15 protein-coding genes are annotated in these 15879 nt (G+C 45.1%); 11 read left to right on the top strand and 4 right to left on the bottom strand.

Annotated elements, in window-relative coordinates:
* Positions 1–122: 122 nt before the first annotated feature.
* The 3 genes from AC04Q4_RS07680 (at position 123) to AC04Q4_RS07670 (ending at position 3608) form a co-directional block, all read left to right on the top strand.
* The gene (locus AC04Q4_RS07680) at positions 123–1475 is read left to right on the top strand and encodes an MATE family efflux transporter (RefSeq protein ID WP_476388806.1); all 1353 of its coding nucleotides are present in this window, start codon (positions 123–125) and stop codon (positions 1473–1475) included.
* Between the two features lie 130 nt (positions 1476–1605).
* Positions 1606–3234: a L,D-transpeptidase family protein gene (locus AC04Q4_RS07675; protein WP_243873815.1), complete on the top strand. Its 1629-nt coding sequence runs from the start codon at positions 1606–1608 to the stop codon at positions 3232–3234.
* Between the two features lie 77 nt (positions 3235–3311).
* On the top strand, positions 3312–3608 hold the full coding sequence (locus tag AC04Q4_RS07670; protein ID WP_173737376.1) for a DUF3784 domain-containing protein: 297 nt from the start codon (positions 3312–3314) through the stop codon (positions 3606–3608).
* A 98-nt stretch (positions 3609–3706) separates the two neighbouring features.
* Here AC04Q4_RS07670 and AC04Q4_RS07665 read toward each other — a convergent pair whose 3' ends face one another.
* Together AC04Q4_RS07665 and AC04Q4_RS07660 are read right to left on the bottom strand one after the other, a co-directional pair.
* Positions 3707–5065 carry an MATE family efflux transporter gene (locus AC04Q4_RS07665; RefSeq protein ID WP_178773211.1) on the bottom strand — a complete coding sequence of 453 codons (1359 nt, stop codon included), beginning with the start codon at positions 5063–5065 and terminating at the stop codon, positions 3707–3709.
* A 2-nt stretch (positions 5066–5067) separates the two neighbouring features.
* Positions 5068–5688, bottom strand: a complete 621-nt coding sequence (locus AC04Q4_RS07660; RefSeq protein ID WP_173737374.1) for an HAD family hydrolase — start codon at positions 5686–5688, stop codon at positions 5068–5070.
* Positions 5689–5828: 140 nt separating this feature from the next.
* Between AC04Q4_RS07660 and sfsA the strand changes: the two genes are divergently transcribed.
* From sfsA to AC04Q4_RS07645, 3 genes are read left to right on the top strand one after another with little or no spacing between them, the layout of a single operon-like run.
* Positions 5829–6524, top strand: a complete 696-nt coding sequence (gene sfsA, locus AC04Q4_RS07655; protein WP_173757583.1) for a DNA/RNA nuclease SfsA — start codon at positions 5829–5831, stop codon at positions 6522–6524.
* Positions 6525–6569: 45 nt separating this feature from the next.
* The gene (gene mutY, locus AC04Q4_RS07650) at positions 6570–7625 is read left to right on the top strand and encodes an A/G-specific adenine glycosylase (protein ID WP_476388805.1); all 1056 of its coding nucleotides are present in this window, start codon (positions 6570–6572) and stop codon (positions 7623–7625) included.
* A complete protein-coding gene (locus tag AC04Q4_RS07645; protein WP_173737373.1) occupies positions 7622–8638 on the top strand; it encodes a glycosyltransferase family 2 protein in 1017 nt (338 codons plus the stop codon). The genes mutY and AC04Q4_RS07645 overlap by 4 nt, the downstream gene beginning before the upstream one ends.
* A gap of 40 nt (positions 8639–8678) precedes the next feature.
* Here AC04Q4_RS07645 and AC04Q4_RS07640 read toward each other — a convergent pair whose 3' ends face one another.
* Both AC04Q4_RS07640 and AC04Q4_RS07635 read right to left on the bottom strand, forming a co-directional pair.
* Positions 8679–9380, bottom strand: coding sequence for a phosphatase PAP2 family protein (locus tag AC04Q4_RS07640; protein ID WP_173756636.1), 702 nt, complete (start codon positions 9378–9380; stop codon positions 8679–8681).
* An 84-nt stretch (positions 9381–9464) separates the two neighbouring features.
* Positions 9465–10397: a diacylglycerol/lipid kinase family protein gene (locus AC04Q4_RS07635; protein ID WP_173756634.1), complete on the bottom strand. Its 933-nt coding sequence runs from the start codon at positions 10395–10397 to the stop codon at positions 9465–9467.
* Between the two features lie 177 nt (positions 10398–10574).
* Here AC04Q4_RS07635 and AC04Q4_RS07630 point away from each other — a divergent pair, with 177 nt between their 5' ends.
* From AC04Q4_RS07630 to AC04Q4_RS07610, 5 genes are all read left to right on the top strand, one after another.
* Positions 10575–11249, top strand: coding sequence for a response regulator transcription factor (locus AC04Q4_RS07630; RefSeq protein ID WP_173756633.1), 675 nt, complete (start codon positions 10575–10577; stop codon positions 11247–11249).
* A 139-nt stretch (positions 11250–11388) separates the two neighbouring features.
* A complete protein-coding gene (locus tag AC04Q4_RS07625; RefSeq protein ID WP_476388804.1) occupies positions 11389–13584 on the top strand; it encodes a DNA topoisomerase 3 in 2196 nt (731 codons plus the stop codon).
* Positions 13585–13695: 111 nt separating this feature from the next.
* Positions 13696–14076, top strand: a complete 381-nt coding sequence (locus tag AC04Q4_RS07620) for a DUF6483 family protein (RefSeq protein WP_173737369.1) — start codon at positions 13696–13698, stop codon at positions 14074–14076.
* Positions 14076–14747, top strand: a complete 672-nt coding sequence (locus AC04Q4_RS07615) for a YkgJ family cysteine cluster protein (RefSeq protein WP_173756627.1) — start codon at positions 14076–14078, stop codon at positions 14745–14747. Before AC04Q4_RS07620 ends, AC04Q4_RS07615 begins: the two co-directional genes overlap by 1 nt.
* A 92-nt stretch (positions 14748–14839) precedes the next feature.
* The gene (locus AC04Q4_RS07610; protein ID WP_173737367.1) at positions 14840–15739 is read left to right on the top strand and encodes a LysR family transcriptional regulator; all 900 of its coding nucleotides are present in this window, start codon (positions 14840–14842) and stop codon (positions 15737–15739) included.
* Positions 15740–15879 lie beyond the last annotated feature (140 nt).

Here is a 15879-nt window from a genome sequence, read left to right as displayed (position 1 = left end):
TATTTGAATAAATGAAATTTTTTTCAAAACCATCTTGTAAAATAATCCTATTTCAACTATAATCCCTCTGATACATAAATATTGGTAAGTTTTGAGTATTTTAGCAGGGGGAAAAACATTAAATGAAAACAGACATGACACAGGGAAAGCCGATGAAAGTGCTGCTGGGATTTACTATTCCGGTGTTCATAGGTAATGTGTTCCAGCAGTTCTACAACATGGTAGATGCTGTAGTAGTAGGAAAGTTTGTGGGAACAAAAGCACTGGCAGCGGTTGGTTCCACAGGAACGATCATTTTTCTGATCATCGGATTTCTGCTTGGGCTGACAGCAGGTTTTACTGTACTGACAGCACAGAAATACGGTGCGGGAAAGATGGACGAAATGCGTCAGACAGTAGGAAATGCACTGATCCTGACAGCGGTGATCTCCGCTGTGATGACAGCTGTCAGCATGACAGGGATGCATGCACTTTTGAAATTTATGCATACGCCGGATGATATCTTTAAAGACGCGTATGCTTATGTTATGATCATCTGCGGGGGGATTTTTGCCCAGGCCTTATATAATATTCTGGCCAGCATCTTACGTGCGCTTGGAAACAGCAAAGTACCGCTTTATTTTCTGATTCTGTCAGCAATGCTGAATATCGTGCTGGATCTTGGGTTTATCGTTGTGTTTAAGATGGGAGCACCTGGAGCAGCGTGGGCTACCGTAATCTCACAGGGAGTATCCGGAGTCCTCTGTCTTCTGTACATCTGGAAATACGTTCCGGAACTCCACATGAAAAAAGAAGACTGGTATTTCAGAAAAAGCCTTGCAGGAAAACAGATTGGTGTGGGAATCCCAATGGGACTTCAGTATTCTATCACAGCGATCGGAACCATGATGGTACAGTCTGCATTAAATATGCTTGGTTCTTATGCTGTGGCAGCGTTTACAGCAGGAAGTAAGATCGAGCAGATTTTCAGCCAGGCATTCGTGGCACAGGGAACAGCAAGTGCAACCTATAATGCACAGAATATCGGAGCAGGTAAGCTGGAACGGGTGCGTCAGGGATTCCGTGCGTCCCATCTCATTGGCTGTGTGTACAGTGTGGTAGTCGGAATGTTCCTGTTTTTTGCAGGAAAATATTTCGCATATCTGTTTATTTCGGATAATATCGCAGAAGTACTTCCTATGGTTGATACTTATGTGAAATGCGTTGCACTGTTTTTTATCCCGCTTTATTTTGTAAATGTACTGAGAAACGGAATCCAGGGAATGGGATACGGACTGCTTCCGATGATGGCAGGTGTTGCAGAACTTGCAGGAAGAGGAATCACAGCTATGATCGCAGCAGGAAAAAGCAGCTATATCGGAACCTGCCTTGCCAGTCCTGTAGCATGGATTTTTGCTTCAGCCCTTCTCTGGGTGATGTATTTTTATGTTATGAAGGATATGTCCCGGAAATTATACGGTACAAATAAGTTGTAAAAAAACAATGAAATGAGATGCAAATTCCGGAAAGTATGTTATAATGAAAAAGCTGGTAACAAAACCAGAAAATATCAATGGAGAAGTGTCCGATTTTTGGGACACATAAACATAGAGGTGGAATATAAATATGAATAACGAGGAGAGGAAGGATATCGAAGACAAGATCAACGATGCCATGGCACAGATCGTCAGTGATACAGCAGGGGAGCTCCGGACTGAGAACGACAGAAGCAGCGGACAGAGATCAGCAAGGCCATCGAAGTCAGCCAGACCGCGTAAGATATCATACGTGCCCATCGATGAATCTGAATTTGACCCCATCGTTCTCCCGGAAAAGAAGAAGCATAAAGGACTTAAGGTAACGGGACTGATCGCTGCCATGGTTCTTGTAGCGGCCGGCTGTGCTTATGCCGGGGTGTCTTATTATTACACCAATCACTTTTTTGAAGGGACAACAATCAACGGAATCGACAGTTCGAATAAAACAGCTTACGAGGTTGAGCAGGAAATCGCCGCTAAGATGGCAGGCTATTCCATTGAGATAAAAGCGAGAGATCAGGATGCGCAGGCCATTGACGGATCCGATATTGATTACAAGTATGTATCAAGCGGTGAGATCCTGAAGCTTTTAAAAACCCAGAAACCATACACATGGGTGAAAGGCTTTTTCGAAAAAACAACTTATACAGCCCAGGAACAGACATCGTATGATAAGACGAAGCTGGAAACACAGGTGAAGGCACTGAACTGTGCACAGAAAGAGAACCAGGTAGCACCGGAGAACGCTTATGTAAGCTTCAATGATTCGGAGTTTACCATTGTTCCGGAGACAGAGGGAAGCGAACTTAAGGTAAAGGAAGCCTACCAGATGATCAGCGAGGCCATCAGCAATGATGAAAATGAGGTAGATCTTGCAAGTAATCCGGATGCCTATGTTACAGCGGATATCACCAGTAACAGTGCAGATCTTCAGGCTACTGTGGACGCTTATAACAATTTTGCGAAAGCAAGTATTACCTATATATTTGGTGATGAGACAGTAACGCTGGACGGAACCACCATCAAGGACTGGCTGCAGTTTGATGAAAAGGGTCAGCTGATTCAGGATGATGCGTCGTTTAAACAGCATATTGTGGATTATGTCGCTCAGCTTGCGGCAAGCCATGATACAGTTGGAACTGAGAGACAGTTCCAGACAACAAGCGGAAGAACCGTATCGGTATCCGGTTCTGCATATGGCTGGAAGATCGACCAGGATGGTGAGGTTGCACAGCTTACCCAGGAGATCCAGTCCGGTACCCAGACAACGAGAGAGCCTGTATATTCCATGCGCGCCAATGCTTACGGAGTCAACGATTTCGGTAACACTTATATAGAAGTGGATCTTACAGAACAGTATATGTGGTATTATCAGGACGGAAATGTGATCTTTGAGTCCGACATTGTATCCGGACTTGCAAGTGATCCTGAGAGAAAAACTCCTCCTGGAATCTTCACGCTGTACTATAAGAAGAGTCCGGATGTGCTCCGCGGTACCAAGAAAGCAGACGGAACTTATTCCTATGAGCAGCCGGTAACATACTGGATGCCGTTCAATGGAGGAATCGGATTCCATGATGCAGACTGGCAGCCGTATTTTGGCGGAGACAGATATCTTACAGGCGGTTCACACGGATGTATCAACATGCCTCCGGACAAGGCCGGAGAGCTTTACAACATCATCCAGTATGATGTTCCGATCATCTGTTTCTATTAATAATAAGAACAAATCAGACAGGAGCCAGCCGGTAATCCGGTGAGGGCTCCTGTTATTTATCAGGAGGAAAAAGAATTATGATGGATGAGACATTCAGCTATATACTTGCCATAGCTGCGGCAGTGATCGGCATTATGCTGCTCACAGGACACGGAGCCATGTTCATGAAAGGCGGCAACACCCAGGCCAGAGCCAGGAAATACGATGAGAAAAAAATGGAAAAAGTTTCCGGAATCTGTATGCTTCTTATTGGAATTGCAACAGGAATCGATGCTTTTACAACATCTGTCACAGCAAAGATCGTTTATGTTGTGGTACTGTTTGTGATACTGGCAGTATTTCTGTTTCTGCTTAAAACGAAATGCCGAAGATAATATCTGAGATATAAAAAACGCTCTGTTTATATTCCCATACTGTTATATGATTATTATATAACACAGGAAATATAGAGAGCGTTTTTTTGATACGATGTTTACTGCAATCTGGTGCGGCTGGTATGCCGGAACGTCAGTGTAAATACAATGCCCTTCACAATAGAAGTGAGGGAAAGTGCCCACCAGATACCGTCAAGTCCCATTCCTGCGAAACTGAGGATCATAGCCAGCGGAATCCTTGCCCCTGTAAGTACGATACTGATAATACTGCAAAGCTTGGTCATTCCAAGACCTGAGAGGGCACCGATGGTCATCAGCTCAATGGCCATAAACGCTTCACTGAAACCGATGATGATCAAATAATTCACTGCAATTGACAGGGACTCCTTATCATGGAAAAACAGTCCTGCGATGGGCTTCGGAAGGAATACAAACACAGCTGTTATGATCAGTCCCCATATAGCGAGAATACCAAAGGAGATCCGGTATCCATGCCGGATACGGTCATGTTTTTTTGCACCGTAGTTCTGAGCTGTAAAAGCATTCAGGGCAGAAGCAAAACCGTCCGCAGTATTCCAGGAAACAGATTCAATCTGGCCACCAACACGCTGAGTGGCAATGGCAGCAGCACCAAAACCAGAAACCATTCGTGTAAGCACCATGGAGATCATGCAGTAGATCATACTCTGTACAGCAGTTGGAAAACCGATCCGGAAGATATTTTTATAAAATTTTCTGGAATAACGTGAAAAAAGATGCACTTCACGGAGAATATTCGGTTCCATCCTGGAAGTAAGGATCCGGAATACCAGAACTGCGAAAACAAGGATCTGTGCAGTTACAGTGGCAACAGCAGCACCGGTTGTTTCCATCCTTGGAAAAGGTCCTACGCCAAGGATCAGAAGCGGGTCAAGGATCATATTTCCCACAAGACCAAGAAGATTGGCCATAAGAGGAGAGCTGGAATCACCCTGGGCTGTAAAAAGTCCGGTCAGTGTCAGATTCAGGAAGGAAAAAATGATCAGCCCGCAGGTAAGCTTCATGTAGGAGCCGGCTGCCGTATAAGTTTCAGCATCTGTCAGATTAAAAAATCCGATCAGCGGATCAAGAAACACAAGACAGACAGCTGCAAAAAGAAGCCCGAAGAAAACAGTGATCTGCAGAGCACTGGCTGCATAGGAACGGGCCTCATCGTAATCTTTCCGGCCGCAGGCCTGTGCGGTGTTTACCTGTCCGCCCATTCGTGGAAGTGCTACAAGTCCCTGGGAAAGCCAGACATACATGCCGCCCACACCAACACCAGCAACAGCTTTGGAACCCAGAAGGCCAATCCAGGCCATGTCTGTGATGTTATAGGCTGTTCCCAGAAGAGAGGAAGCCATGATGGGCAGGGCCAGCTCAGCAAGGGTCTTGAGGATCGGGCCGGAAGTAAGGTCAATAGATTTCGTTTTTTTCATGATTATCTGCAAAGCTCCACAAGATCTGCCGGGGAAGAGATACGGTAGTCAGGAGCTTCCACTTCTCCGAAACCATATTCTGCGAAGATAAAAGGAATATCCGCCTTGCGGCAGGCATTGAAATCTCCAAGTGTATCACCCACATATACAGGATCTTTTAAGTCAAAGTCATCACGGATCTTCATGATGTTTTCGGCCTTGGCCATGCCTGTATCACCAGGGCAGAGATGACCCTTGAAGTAGTGGCCGAAGCCGGTTGCCTGCAGAAATACTTCGATATATCCTGCCTGACAGTTGCTGACAATAAAAAGCGGAAAACGTGCAGAAAGATTTTTCAGTGTTTCTTCAAGCTGCGGATACAAAGGCGCGCATTTTCGAAGCAGAGCCTCGTGCTCAGCCTGGCAGCAGCCGTCAATGATACGAAGCTGCTCAGATTCCGGCAATTTCGGGAAAAGTGCTTTCGCAATGTCCGGAAGCAGCTGTCCGAAAAGTCCCATCAGACGTCTGGAACTTACGTCTGTATCCATGTGTTCCGTATTTGTAAGATAGTCATTCCAGGCCTCCGCCACGATCTCCGTGGAATCCCAGAGTGTGCCGTCAACGTCAAAAATGATGCTGTCCATTAAAGTAACCTCCCAATAAAAGTATAAATATTCTATATTGTATCAAAGGCAATACAAAATAATTTTATAAGAGAAAAGATGAAAAAGCAACTGTCTTTTTAAGGATTTTGTGTTATAGTAGAAAATGCGAGGTAAATAATATGAAATACAGAAATACGGTCAGAGGTATTTTTAAAGATCGTCCTAACCGTTTTATCGCCCATGTTAAGGTAGGTGATAAACTTGAGACAGTCCATGTAAAGAACACCGGCAGGTGCAGAGAACTTCTTGTTCCGGATGCAGAAGTCATCCTGGAGAAAAGTGATAATCCTGCCAGAAAGACGAAATATGATCTGATCTGTGTAAATAAAGCCGGCCGCTGGATCAATATGGATTCCCAGGCCCCCAATAAGGCAGCAGAAGAATGGACAGCAGCCGGAAATCTTTTTCCGGAAGAAATTACTGTACAGAGAGAGAAGACTTACGGGAATTCCAGGTTCGATCTTTACGTGGAATCGCCGGAACGGAAGGCATTTATTGAGGTAAAGGGAGTTACCCTGGAAGAAAAAAATATTGTCCGCTTTCCAGACGCACCGACAGCCCGCGGGGTCAGGCATCTGGAAGAACTGATCCATGCAGTGAAAGATGGATATGAAGCCTATCTTCTCCTGGTGATCCAGATGAAGGATGTGAGATATTTTGAACCAAATTGGGAAACACATCCGGAATTCGGTGAAACTCTGAGGAAAGCAGCAGATGCAGGTGTTCACATTCTGGCTTATGACTGTACCATCACAGAAGATTCCATGGAAATCTGCAGCCCTGTACCGGTGAAACTGGAAGAAGCGGGTTATTGAGAACGGAATGAACAGTAACAGAAGCGGGAATGGAGGGTAACACACATGTGTGAAAATATTGCGCAGCTTCTTCTGGAATGGTACGATAAAAATAAAAGAACCCTTCCATGGCGTGATAAGAACAATGCCTATTATACCTGGGTATCGGAAATCATGCTCCAGCAGACAAGAGTAGAAGCTGTGAAACCATATTTCCAGCGTTTTATCCGGGAACTGCCGGATGTGGCAAGTCTTGCAGCAGCACCGGAGGAGCGCATTGTCAAACTCTGGGAAGGGCTTGGCTATTACAGCAGGGTCCGCAATATGCAGAAAGCGGCTATCCGGGTAATGGAAGAATACAATGGAAAGATACCTGAAGATTTTGAGACGCTGCTTTCGTTAAAAGGAATAGGAAGATACACAGCAGGAGCTATTACTTCCATTGCATACGGACACAAAGTTCCGGCAGTGGACGGCAATGTTCTCCGTGTATATTCAAGACTTACAGAGAGCAGGGAAGATATCATGAAGCAGTCTGTCCGGAAATCTGTGGAAGAACAGCTGAAAGAGATCATGCCAGAGGACAGGCCGGGAGATTTCAACCAGGCTATGATGGAGATCGGTGCAGTAGTCTGTGTGCCGAACGGAAAAGCAAAATGTGAAGAATGCCCGCTTGGCAGATTCTGTCTGGCAAGGAAACATGGAACAGTGGAGGAACTTCCCGTAAAAGCACCTAAGAAAGCCAGAAAAATAGAGAACAGAACAGTGCTTGTAATACAGGATGGCGCAGCCACCGCGATCCGCAGACGACCGCCGGAGGGGCTTCTGGCAGGACTTTACGAAATTCCGAATGTAGAAGGCCACCTGACACAGAAGGAAGCTCTCACACAGGTAAAAAATATTGGTCTGGAGCCTCTCCGTATTGAACAATTGCCGGATGCCAGGCATGTTTTTTCCCATATTGAATGGAGAATGTGTGCTTACCGTATTGCAGTGGCATCTCTGGAAGAGGCCGGACATCAGGAGTTTCTTTTTGTAGATAAAAAAGAATCCGACAGAAAATATGCAATTCCATCTGCGTTTAGCGCATACACGAAATACATGAAGGAGGAACACTCATGAAACTTTTGAGCGTAGCAATTCCATGCTATAATTCAGAGGCTTATATGTCAAAATGTATCAATTCCCTGCTGATCGGAGGAGAGGAAGTGGAGATCATCATCGTAGATGACGGCTCCAGCGACCGTACCGCTGAGATCGCAGACGATTATGCAGCAAAATATCCGACCATTGTCAAGGCAATCCATCAGGAGAACGGAGGACACGGACAGGCGGTAAATACCGGAATCCGTAATGCCACAGGTCTCTATTTCAAGGTTGTTGACAGTGATGACTGGGTAAATCAGGATGCATATTATGAGATCCTTAAGACTCTTTATGAGCTGACACGCGGAGCGGAAACAGTAGATCTTCTGATCAGCAATTTTGTCTATGAGAAACAGGGAGCGACCCGCAAGAAAGTCATGCAGTACAGACACTGTTTCCCGACGAATCAGATTTTTGGATGGGACGAAGTGCGCCATATGAAAAAAGGTCAGTACCTTCTGATGCACTCCATGATCTACAGAACGAAACTTCTCCACGATTGTGGAATGGAGCTTCCGAAGCATACATTCTATGTAGATAACCTGTTTGCTTTTGAACCGCTTCCGTATGTGAAGAATCTCTATTATCTGGATGTGAACTTCTACAGATATTTTATCGGAAGAGATGATCAGTCTGTCAATGAGAAGGTCATGATCAAGAGGATCGATCAGCAGATACGTGTAAACAAGCTGATGGTAGATGCATATCTGAAAGCCAGTGTGAGCAACCGCAGGCTTCGCATGTACATGTTCAGTTATCTGGATATTATTACAACAGTTTCTTCTATTATGCTGGTAAGAGCCGGCACAGAGGAATGTCTGGAAAAGAGACAGGAACTTCAGGATTACATTAAAGACCAGAATATGGGACTTTACAGGAAACTGAGAAGAAGTCTTTTCGGAAGAGTATCCAACCTTCCGGGAAGAGGTGGAAGGAAGATGTTCGTGGCAGCATATAAGATCTGCCAGAAGTTCTATGGATTTAACTAGGAATAAAAAAAAGCAGCCCCGGAATTTCAGGGCTGCTTTTTTATAAATTCTGTTCCAGGTTCTGTTTCCGGTTCTTCTTATGAATATGGCTCAGAGCACGCTGCTCATCATATTCTTCCACTCTCTGCGGATAGAAGAGAAGGTGTCCGAACAGTGCCAGTGTTGTTCCAAGACATACGTCAATTACAGAATGCTGTTTGATGAACATGGTAGAAAGAACAATGAGAGTGGACAGGATCAGAGATCCTATCTGGATCCACTTCTTATTCTTTAATGCCTGGCAGTGGCGGATGGCGAAATAAACTGCAAGTGAGTTGAATACATGAATACTTGGCAGGATATTGGTCGGTGTATCTGTTTTATAGATACCTGCCACCAGCTGGGTGAAAATATTATTCCGCGGGAATACAGCCGGACGGAGCTGCTGGATATTCGGGTAAATATAAGAAACTACCAGAAAAACTGTCATGCCCATCATCAGGTTGAAGATCAGCTGGAAATATTCTCTTTTATTTTTATTTAAAAACAGAAAATAGGCAACTGTAAGTATCACGTACGGAAACCACAGAAGGTACGGTATAATAAAGATCTCACAGAACGGGATCATATCGTCAAAAACAGTATGTACAATGTGGTAGGAATGTACAGGCCGCTGTTCCAGATAATTAAACAGGATAAGATATACGATAAAATAACTGAGGATCACAAAACCGTGCCTGTATTTTTTTATCTTACTCAACATAACGCTTCCTTTCTTGAAGTATGGCCGGGTGCAGCTCATTAGTCGGATTGTTTACGCTTCGGTTTGTTAAGTATCCACCTGCTACTATAACACAGGCATTATGATTTTTAAAGGTTTCTTTTCGATTGACACAGAAAATTCACGCTGGATTCCGCCGGATTCTCCGTCCTTATGCACGGGAAGAGGATAGTCACTTGTAATATGTACGTCCCTGCACTTTAAAATATGTACGCCTTTGATCTTCGTATGTCCGCCCCAGAGTGCACTGGGCAGACAGAAAAGCATCTTTAATCTGGAAATGCCTGAAAGAACGATCACATCCAGAAGTCCGTCATCCGGTCTGGCATCAGGACAGAATTTAAAACCGCCTCCTTCATATTTCTGGTTCATTGCAGTCGCAAACCATGTTTTCGGGAATATCTGTTCGCCCTCCGTATCTGTTTGTACTGTGACCGTAAAAGGAGTAAGGAACAGAAACTGCTTCAGTGCCACCATGAGATAGGTAAGCTTCCCAAGATGAAGACGGTTGAGAAATTTTTTGCCAGGGGTGATAAGTACTTCCTGGCATATTGCTGCATCATAACCCATTCCTGCACTGATGCCGAAACGGTAGGCATGCGACCCAAGCTGGATCTTCGGAACATCCATGGAAACAATACGTCTTTTATTTAATATGATGCGAAGCGCTTCTTCAGGGTTCCTGGGAAGCCCCATGCTCCGGCAGAAATCATTGCCTGAACCAGTGGGGATGAAGCCGAAGATCACATTGTCCAGATCTTCAATTCCTGTCAGAACCTCGTAAATAGTTCCATCACCGCCAACAGTGACCAGTGTCGCCGGCTCATCCGGAGTTCCTGACGCGCTGATCTTACGCGCAAATTCTGTGGCGTGTCCCACATACTCTGTGAGATAATACTGATATGAAATCCCCTGACTCTCCATGATGCTGCGAAGATGGTTCCAGATCTCACGTCCCTGGCCCGATCTTGAATTGGGATTCACAATAAAAGAATACATATGAAAACCTCCAAACTGCTGTCAGCTTTATCATAACATTGAAGACAGCGTTTTACAAATTAAAAATTCTTAAAGAATTCTATATTTTACATAAATTTAACGATTTTCCACGTATGGATTTTACCAAGAAAAATTATACTGGGAAACAGTGAAAGAAAAAAGATTCGGAGGAAAATTATGATATATCTGGTAGAGGATGACGAGAGCATCCGTGAACTTGTTGTATACACGTTAAACAGTCAGGGGCTTGAGGCTCAGGGATTTGAGCGGCCTTCCCTTTTTTGGAAGGCACTGGAGAAAGAACTGCCGTCGCTGGTACTTCTGGACATCATGCTTCCAGAAGAGGACGGCCTGTCCATTCTGAAAAAGATCCGTATCCGTCCTGATGTGCGCAAACTTCCGGTGATCATGCTCACTGCAAAAGGCAGTGAATTTGATACAGTTGTGGGGCTGGACAGCGGAGCAGACGATTATATTCCGAAGCCTTTCCGTATGATGGAGCTGATCTCCAGAGTTCGGGCACTGCTTAGAAGATCCGAGGATAACGGAGCTGAAGAGTACCGCATGGACAACCTTTACGTATGTCCGGGAAAACATGAGGTAACAGTTGACAAAGAACCTGTGAACCTTACGCTGAAAGAATATGAGATGCTTTGTCTTCTTCTTAAAAACAGCGGCACAGTACTTTCCAGAACACAGCTTCTCAATCAGATCTGGGGATATGAGTTTGACGGAGAGAGCAGGACTGTGGATGTACATATCCGTACGCTCCGCCAGAAGCTTGGCACAGCCGGAGATATGGTGGAAACCGTCCGTGGAGTAGGATATAAGATCAGTGGAAAATCTGCATAACAGGAAATAAAAGAAGAGCATTTCGACGGAAAAAAGGCCATGGCACTTTTCTGGACGAAGTGCTTTTTTCATGCTATAATAGGTGAACCCTGAAGCATATCTGAAAAATGCTTTAAAGAGCAAGAGGTGAAATATAAATATGAAATCATTAGTTATCGCGGAGAAGCCGTCCGTTGCCAGAGATATCGCCAGAGTTCTCCACTGTAATCAGAAAGGGAACGGAACCCTTGAGGGAAAGGATTATGTAGTGACCTGGGCACTGGGCCATCTGGTAACACTGGCTGATCCGGAGGAATACGATAAAAAATATACGAAATGGGAGCTTACAACCCTTCCCATGATGCCTGAGAAGATGAAGCTGGTGGTGATCCGCCAGACATCCAGGCAGTATAATGCAGTGAAGACACAGCTTTACAGGAAGGATATCGGAGAGATCATCATTGCCACAGATGCAGGCCGTGAGGGAGAACTGGTTGCCAGATGGATCCTTGCCAAGGCAGACTGCCATAAACCTATCAAACGTCTGTGGATCTCATCTGTAACGGACAAGGCAATCAGAGATGGATTCGCACACCTTAAGAATGGTCATGATTATGATAATCTCTACCGTGCTGCACAGGCAAGGGCAGAGGCAGACTGGCTGGTTGGAATGAATGGAACAAGAGCACTGACCTGCAAATATAATGCACAGCTTTCCTGTGGACGGGTGCAGACACCGACACTTGCCATGATCGCAAGGCGTGAGCAGGAGATACGGGAATTCAGGCCGGAAGATTATTACGGGATTATCTTACAGGCAGGGAATGTGTGCTGGACATGGAGAGACAAAAAGAGCGGAAGCCTCCGGACCTTTAAGAAAGAACGTGCACAGGAGATTCAGGCGAAAGCAGGAAAAAGCAGCCTCACAGTAACCAAAGTATCCAGAAAACCGAAGAAAACGTTTTCGCCGGGCCTTTATGATCTGACAACACTTCAGAGAGAAGCCAATCAGAAATATGGATTTTCCGCAAAGGAAACCTTAAATATCATGCAGAGACTGTATGAGAACCATAAGGTACTTACCTATCCGCGAACTGATTCCAGATATATAGGAAAAGATGTGGTTCCTACTATTAAGGAGCGTCTCCAGGCATGCGGAACAGGTCCTTACCGGAAACTTGCGGGAGCACTTGCCAATAAGCCGATTCAGGCCAATGCAGGTTTTGTAGATGATAAGAAGGTCAGCGACCATCATGCGATCATTCCTACAGAACAGTTTGTACAGCTGGACCATATGACCAATGAAGAACGAAAGATCTATGATATGGTCGTACGGAGGTTTTTAAGCGTGCTGTACCCGCCGGCTGTATTCGAGCAGGTAAGCATGGAAGGAACAGCAGCAGGAGAGACTTTTGCAGCAAGCGGACGTATTGTGAAAAGTGCAGGATGGAGAGAAGTATACGAAGGCGGCTGGCAGGACGATGAGGAGGATGATTCCCGGGAAAAGCTGAAGGATCAGAAGCTTCCGGAGCTGAAAGAAGGAGAAAACCTTACAGTAGAATCAGCTTCACTTACTAACGGAAAAACGAAACCGCCGGCAAGATTTACGGAAGCAACTCTTCTTGGTGCTATGGAGAACCCGGTTCATTTTATGGAGAGCCACGACAAAAAGGCTGCCAGAACATTGGGGGAGACAGGTGGACTTGGAACTGTTGCAACAAGAGCTGATATCATTGAGAAGCTTTTTAACAGTTTTATGATGGAAAAAAGAGGAAATGATATATATATCACGTCCAAAGCGAAACAGCTTCTGGAACTTGTGCCTGAAGATCTGAAAAAACCTGAGCTTACAGCTGACTGGGAGATGAAGCTTTCCGATATTGCCAGCGGAAAACTCCGTCAGGATAAATTCCTCACAGGAATCCGTGAGTATGCCTGCGAGATCGTAGATGAGATCAAGAGCGGACAGGGAACTTTCCATCATGATAATATGACAAACAAGAAATGCCCGAACTGCGGCAAACATCTTCTTGCAGTTAACGGAAAAAATTCCAGTATGCTGGTGTGTGAGGACAGAGAGTGCGGATACAGGGAGACTGTTTCCAGGACAACCAATGCGCGCTGCCCGAAATGCCACAAGCGTATGGAGATGCTTCTGAAGGGAAAAGAAGAGACCTTTGTGTGTCGGTGCGGATATAAGGAGAAACTTTCCTCTTTCCAGGCAAGAAGAGCCAGGGAAGGTGCAGGTGTTAATAAAAAGGATGTGCAGCGCTATCTTAAGAAGCAGCAGAAAGAGGCTAATGAGCCGGTGAATAACGCATTTGCACAGGCATTGTCCGGGATTAAACTGGATTAGATAACAGATAGAACATGTTCACGAAACAGCAGTCGAAGCCTGAAAAGCACCGGCAATTCCGGAATAGTGCGATCAGGTGCATGCAGGACAGCAGAAAGAGAGGATTCGGATATGGGATTACAGGATGACAGAATGTCAGGAAACATTCAGGATATAGCAAGATTGATCACAAGACTTCTTCTTCAGGGAGATATGCCGCAGTATACACTTCCGGCAGCAGAAGCAGATTATACGGAAGCAGATCAGCTTTTTTCAAAAATCATAGGACTGGCAGATGAGGGAGATATCAACGGGGCAGAGAACGAGCTTCTTATGAACATGGAGGATGATGATCCGGAATATCTGGAACTTGCCCTTACATTTTATCTTTATCTCAATGATATGGACGGTGATTATCTGGATGACCATGATTATTCCAGAGAAGAGATCCTGGATGGTTTGAAGAGTCTTGCTGAAGACTGGGGAGTAACGGGCCTGGAGACCCTGGTGTAATGCGGCGGGAAGTTACGCTGGAGGAGATTTCCGACGGCCGTTTATACGAAGCAAATGACATGGTAAAAGCAGACTGCCAGGACTGCAAAGGATGTTTTGACTGCTGTACGGGAATGGGGGATTCTGTTGTGCTGGATCCTCTGGATGTATGGCGTTTAAGCCAGGGGCTTCATTTAAGTCCGGATCAGCTTCTTGCGGGAAAAATTGAGCTTGGCGTTACAGACGGGAATATTTTGCCACATCTTAAGATGGCAGGGGCAGAGGAACGATGCGTATTTCTGGATGGCAACGGAAGATGCTCCATTCACAGCTTCCGTCCGGGTTTTTGCCGTTTGTTCCCGCTGGGAAGATACTATGAGGACGGTGGCTTTAAATACATCCTTCAGATCCACGAGTGCAAAAAGACCAGCCGCAGTAAGATCAAGGTCCGGAAATGGGTAGATACTCCGGATTTTCGAAACTACGAAAAATTTGTCTGCGATTGGCATTATTTTCTTCTGGATGTCCAGGAAGTTCTCTATGAGAGCGAGGACAGTGATCTGATCCGAAATCTGAACATGTATGTGGTGAACCAGTTTTACCGGAAGCCTTATGATGAGAAGCGGGATTTTTATGAGCAGTTTTATGAGCGGCTTGCAGCAGGTAAACAACTGCTCAGTCTGGGAGTATAATGCGTAGTTTGCTTTAATGCGGATATCTGCATATTATCCTGAAGATGTATGCAGAGTTTTTTATGCAGAGGAAAGAAAGGATTTTTTGACATATGAACTTAAATCAGCTCACATATTTTGTGACTCTTGCCCAGATCGAAAATTATACCAGAGCAGCCAAGAGGCTGGATATTACGCAGCCAAGTCTGAGCCATGCGATTTCCAATCTTGAAAAGGAGCTTAAGGTTCCCCTTTTTGAGCGTCACGGAAGAAATGTCACCATGACCAAATACGGGGAAATGTTTCTGAAATATGTGCAGGACTCCTTACATATCCTGAATCTTGGGGTGGAGAGGATACAGGAAGCGGCAAGGATTCCGGGAGGAAGTATTTCCATCGGGTACATCCATACCCAGGGACGCCGGTTTATCCCGGAGCTTGTCCGCGGATTTTTAAATGAACAGAAAGGAAAAAAGGTCGATTTCCATTTCCAGAATGCAGCTACAGGAACGCTGATCCGGGGGCTGAAGGAAGAAAAGTTTGATGTGATTTTCTGTTCCCGTGCTGAAGGAGAAAAAGAAATCAGCTTTGTGCCGGTAGCGGAAGAAAAGTTGGTGGCTGTAGTGCCGGAGAACCATGCCCTGGCAGGCAAAAATACAGTGACAATAGAAGAACTGGGACAATATCCACAGGTGACTTTTACTCCTACCAGCGGATTGTATTTTGTGGTACGGGAGCTTTTTGAAAAAGAGGGGATCGTACCGGAAACCGCTTTTGAAGTGGAAGAGGATGGTGCACTTGCAGGAATGGTGGCAGAAGGTTTTGGTGTGGGAATTGTGCCGGATGTGCCGGTGATCCATACCTTGCCTGTGAAGATCCTGAATATTGAGAATCTTCATTATCGCCGTTACATATATATGGGAATGCTGAAAAACAGGTATCAGGGCTCTCTTGTGGAGCAGTTCAGGGATTATATCTTCAGGCATTACCGGATCTATGAAGTGATACAGTAGAATCTCTGTGAAAAAATTCTCATGAAAAATCTCTGCTTCTGTAATGAGGCGGAGATTTTTTTGAACACAGATCCAGGAGTGATTACTAAAAACCATAAAAATAATCTATAGATCACATGTATAAATTCGATGAAAGTTTA

It is taken from the genome of Blautia sp. HA8986, assembly GCF_056504635.1.
The sequence above is the reverse complement of the archived record's forward strand: the minus strand, read 5'-3'. Positions and strand labels throughout refer to the sequence as shown.

Coding starts and splice junctions, on each gene's coding strand:
- AC04Q4_RS07680 (WP_476388806.1), top strand. CDS start 123: ATGAAAACAGACATGACACAGGGAAAGCCGATGAAAGTGCTGCTGGGA.
- AC04Q4_RS07675 (WP_243873815.1), top strand. CDS start 1,606: ATGAATAACGAGGAGAGGAAGGATATCGAAGACAAGATCAACGATGCC.
- AC04Q4_RS07670 (WP_173737376.1), top strand. CDS start 3,312: ATGATGGATGAGACATTCAGCTATATACTTGCCATAGCTGCGGCAGTG.
- AC04Q4_RS07665 (WP_178773211.1), bottom strand. CDS start 5,065: ATGAAAAAAACGAAATCTATTGACCTTACTTCCGGCCCGATCCTCAAG.
- AC04Q4_RS07660 (WP_173737374.1), bottom strand. CDS start 5,688: ATGGACAGCATCATTTTTGACGTTGACGGCACACTCTGGGATTCCACG.
- sfsA (WP_173757583.1), top strand. CDS start 5,829: ATGAAATACAGAAATACGGTCAGAGGTATTTTTAAAGATCGTCCTAAC.
- mutY (WP_476388805.1), top strand. CDS start 6,570: ATGTGTGAAAATATTGCGCAGCTTCTTCTGGAATGGTACGATAAAAAT.
- AC04Q4_RS07645 (WP_173737373.1), top strand. CDS start 7,622: ATGAAACTTTTGAGCGTAGCAATTCCATGCTATAATTCAGAGGCTTAT.
- AC04Q4_RS07640 (WP_173756636.1), bottom strand. CDS start 9,380: ATGTTGAGTAAGATAAAAAAATACAGGCACGGTTTTGTGATCCTCAGT.
- AC04Q4_RS07635 (WP_173756634.1), bottom strand. CDS start 10,397: ATGTATTCTTTTATTGTGAATCCCAATTCAAGATCGGGCCAGGGACGT.
- AC04Q4_RS07630 (WP_173756633.1), top strand. CDS start 10,575: ATGATATATCTGGTAGAGGATGACGAGAGCATCCGTGAACTTGTTGTA.
- AC04Q4_RS07625 (WP_476388804.1), top strand. CDS start 11,389: ATGAAATCATTAGTTATCGCGGAGAAGCCGTCCGTTGCCAGAGATATC.
- AC04Q4_RS07620 (WP_173737369.1), top strand. CDS start 13,696: ATGGGATTACAGGATGACAGAATGTCAGGAAACATTCAGGATATAGCA.
- AC04Q4_RS07615 (WP_173756627.1), top strand. CDS start 14,076: ATGCGGCGGGAAGTTACGCTGGAGGAGATTTCCGACGGCCGTTTATAC.
- AC04Q4_RS07610 (WP_173737367.1), top strand. CDS start 14,840: ATGAACTTAAATCAGCTCACATATTTTGTGACTCTTGCCCAGATCGAA.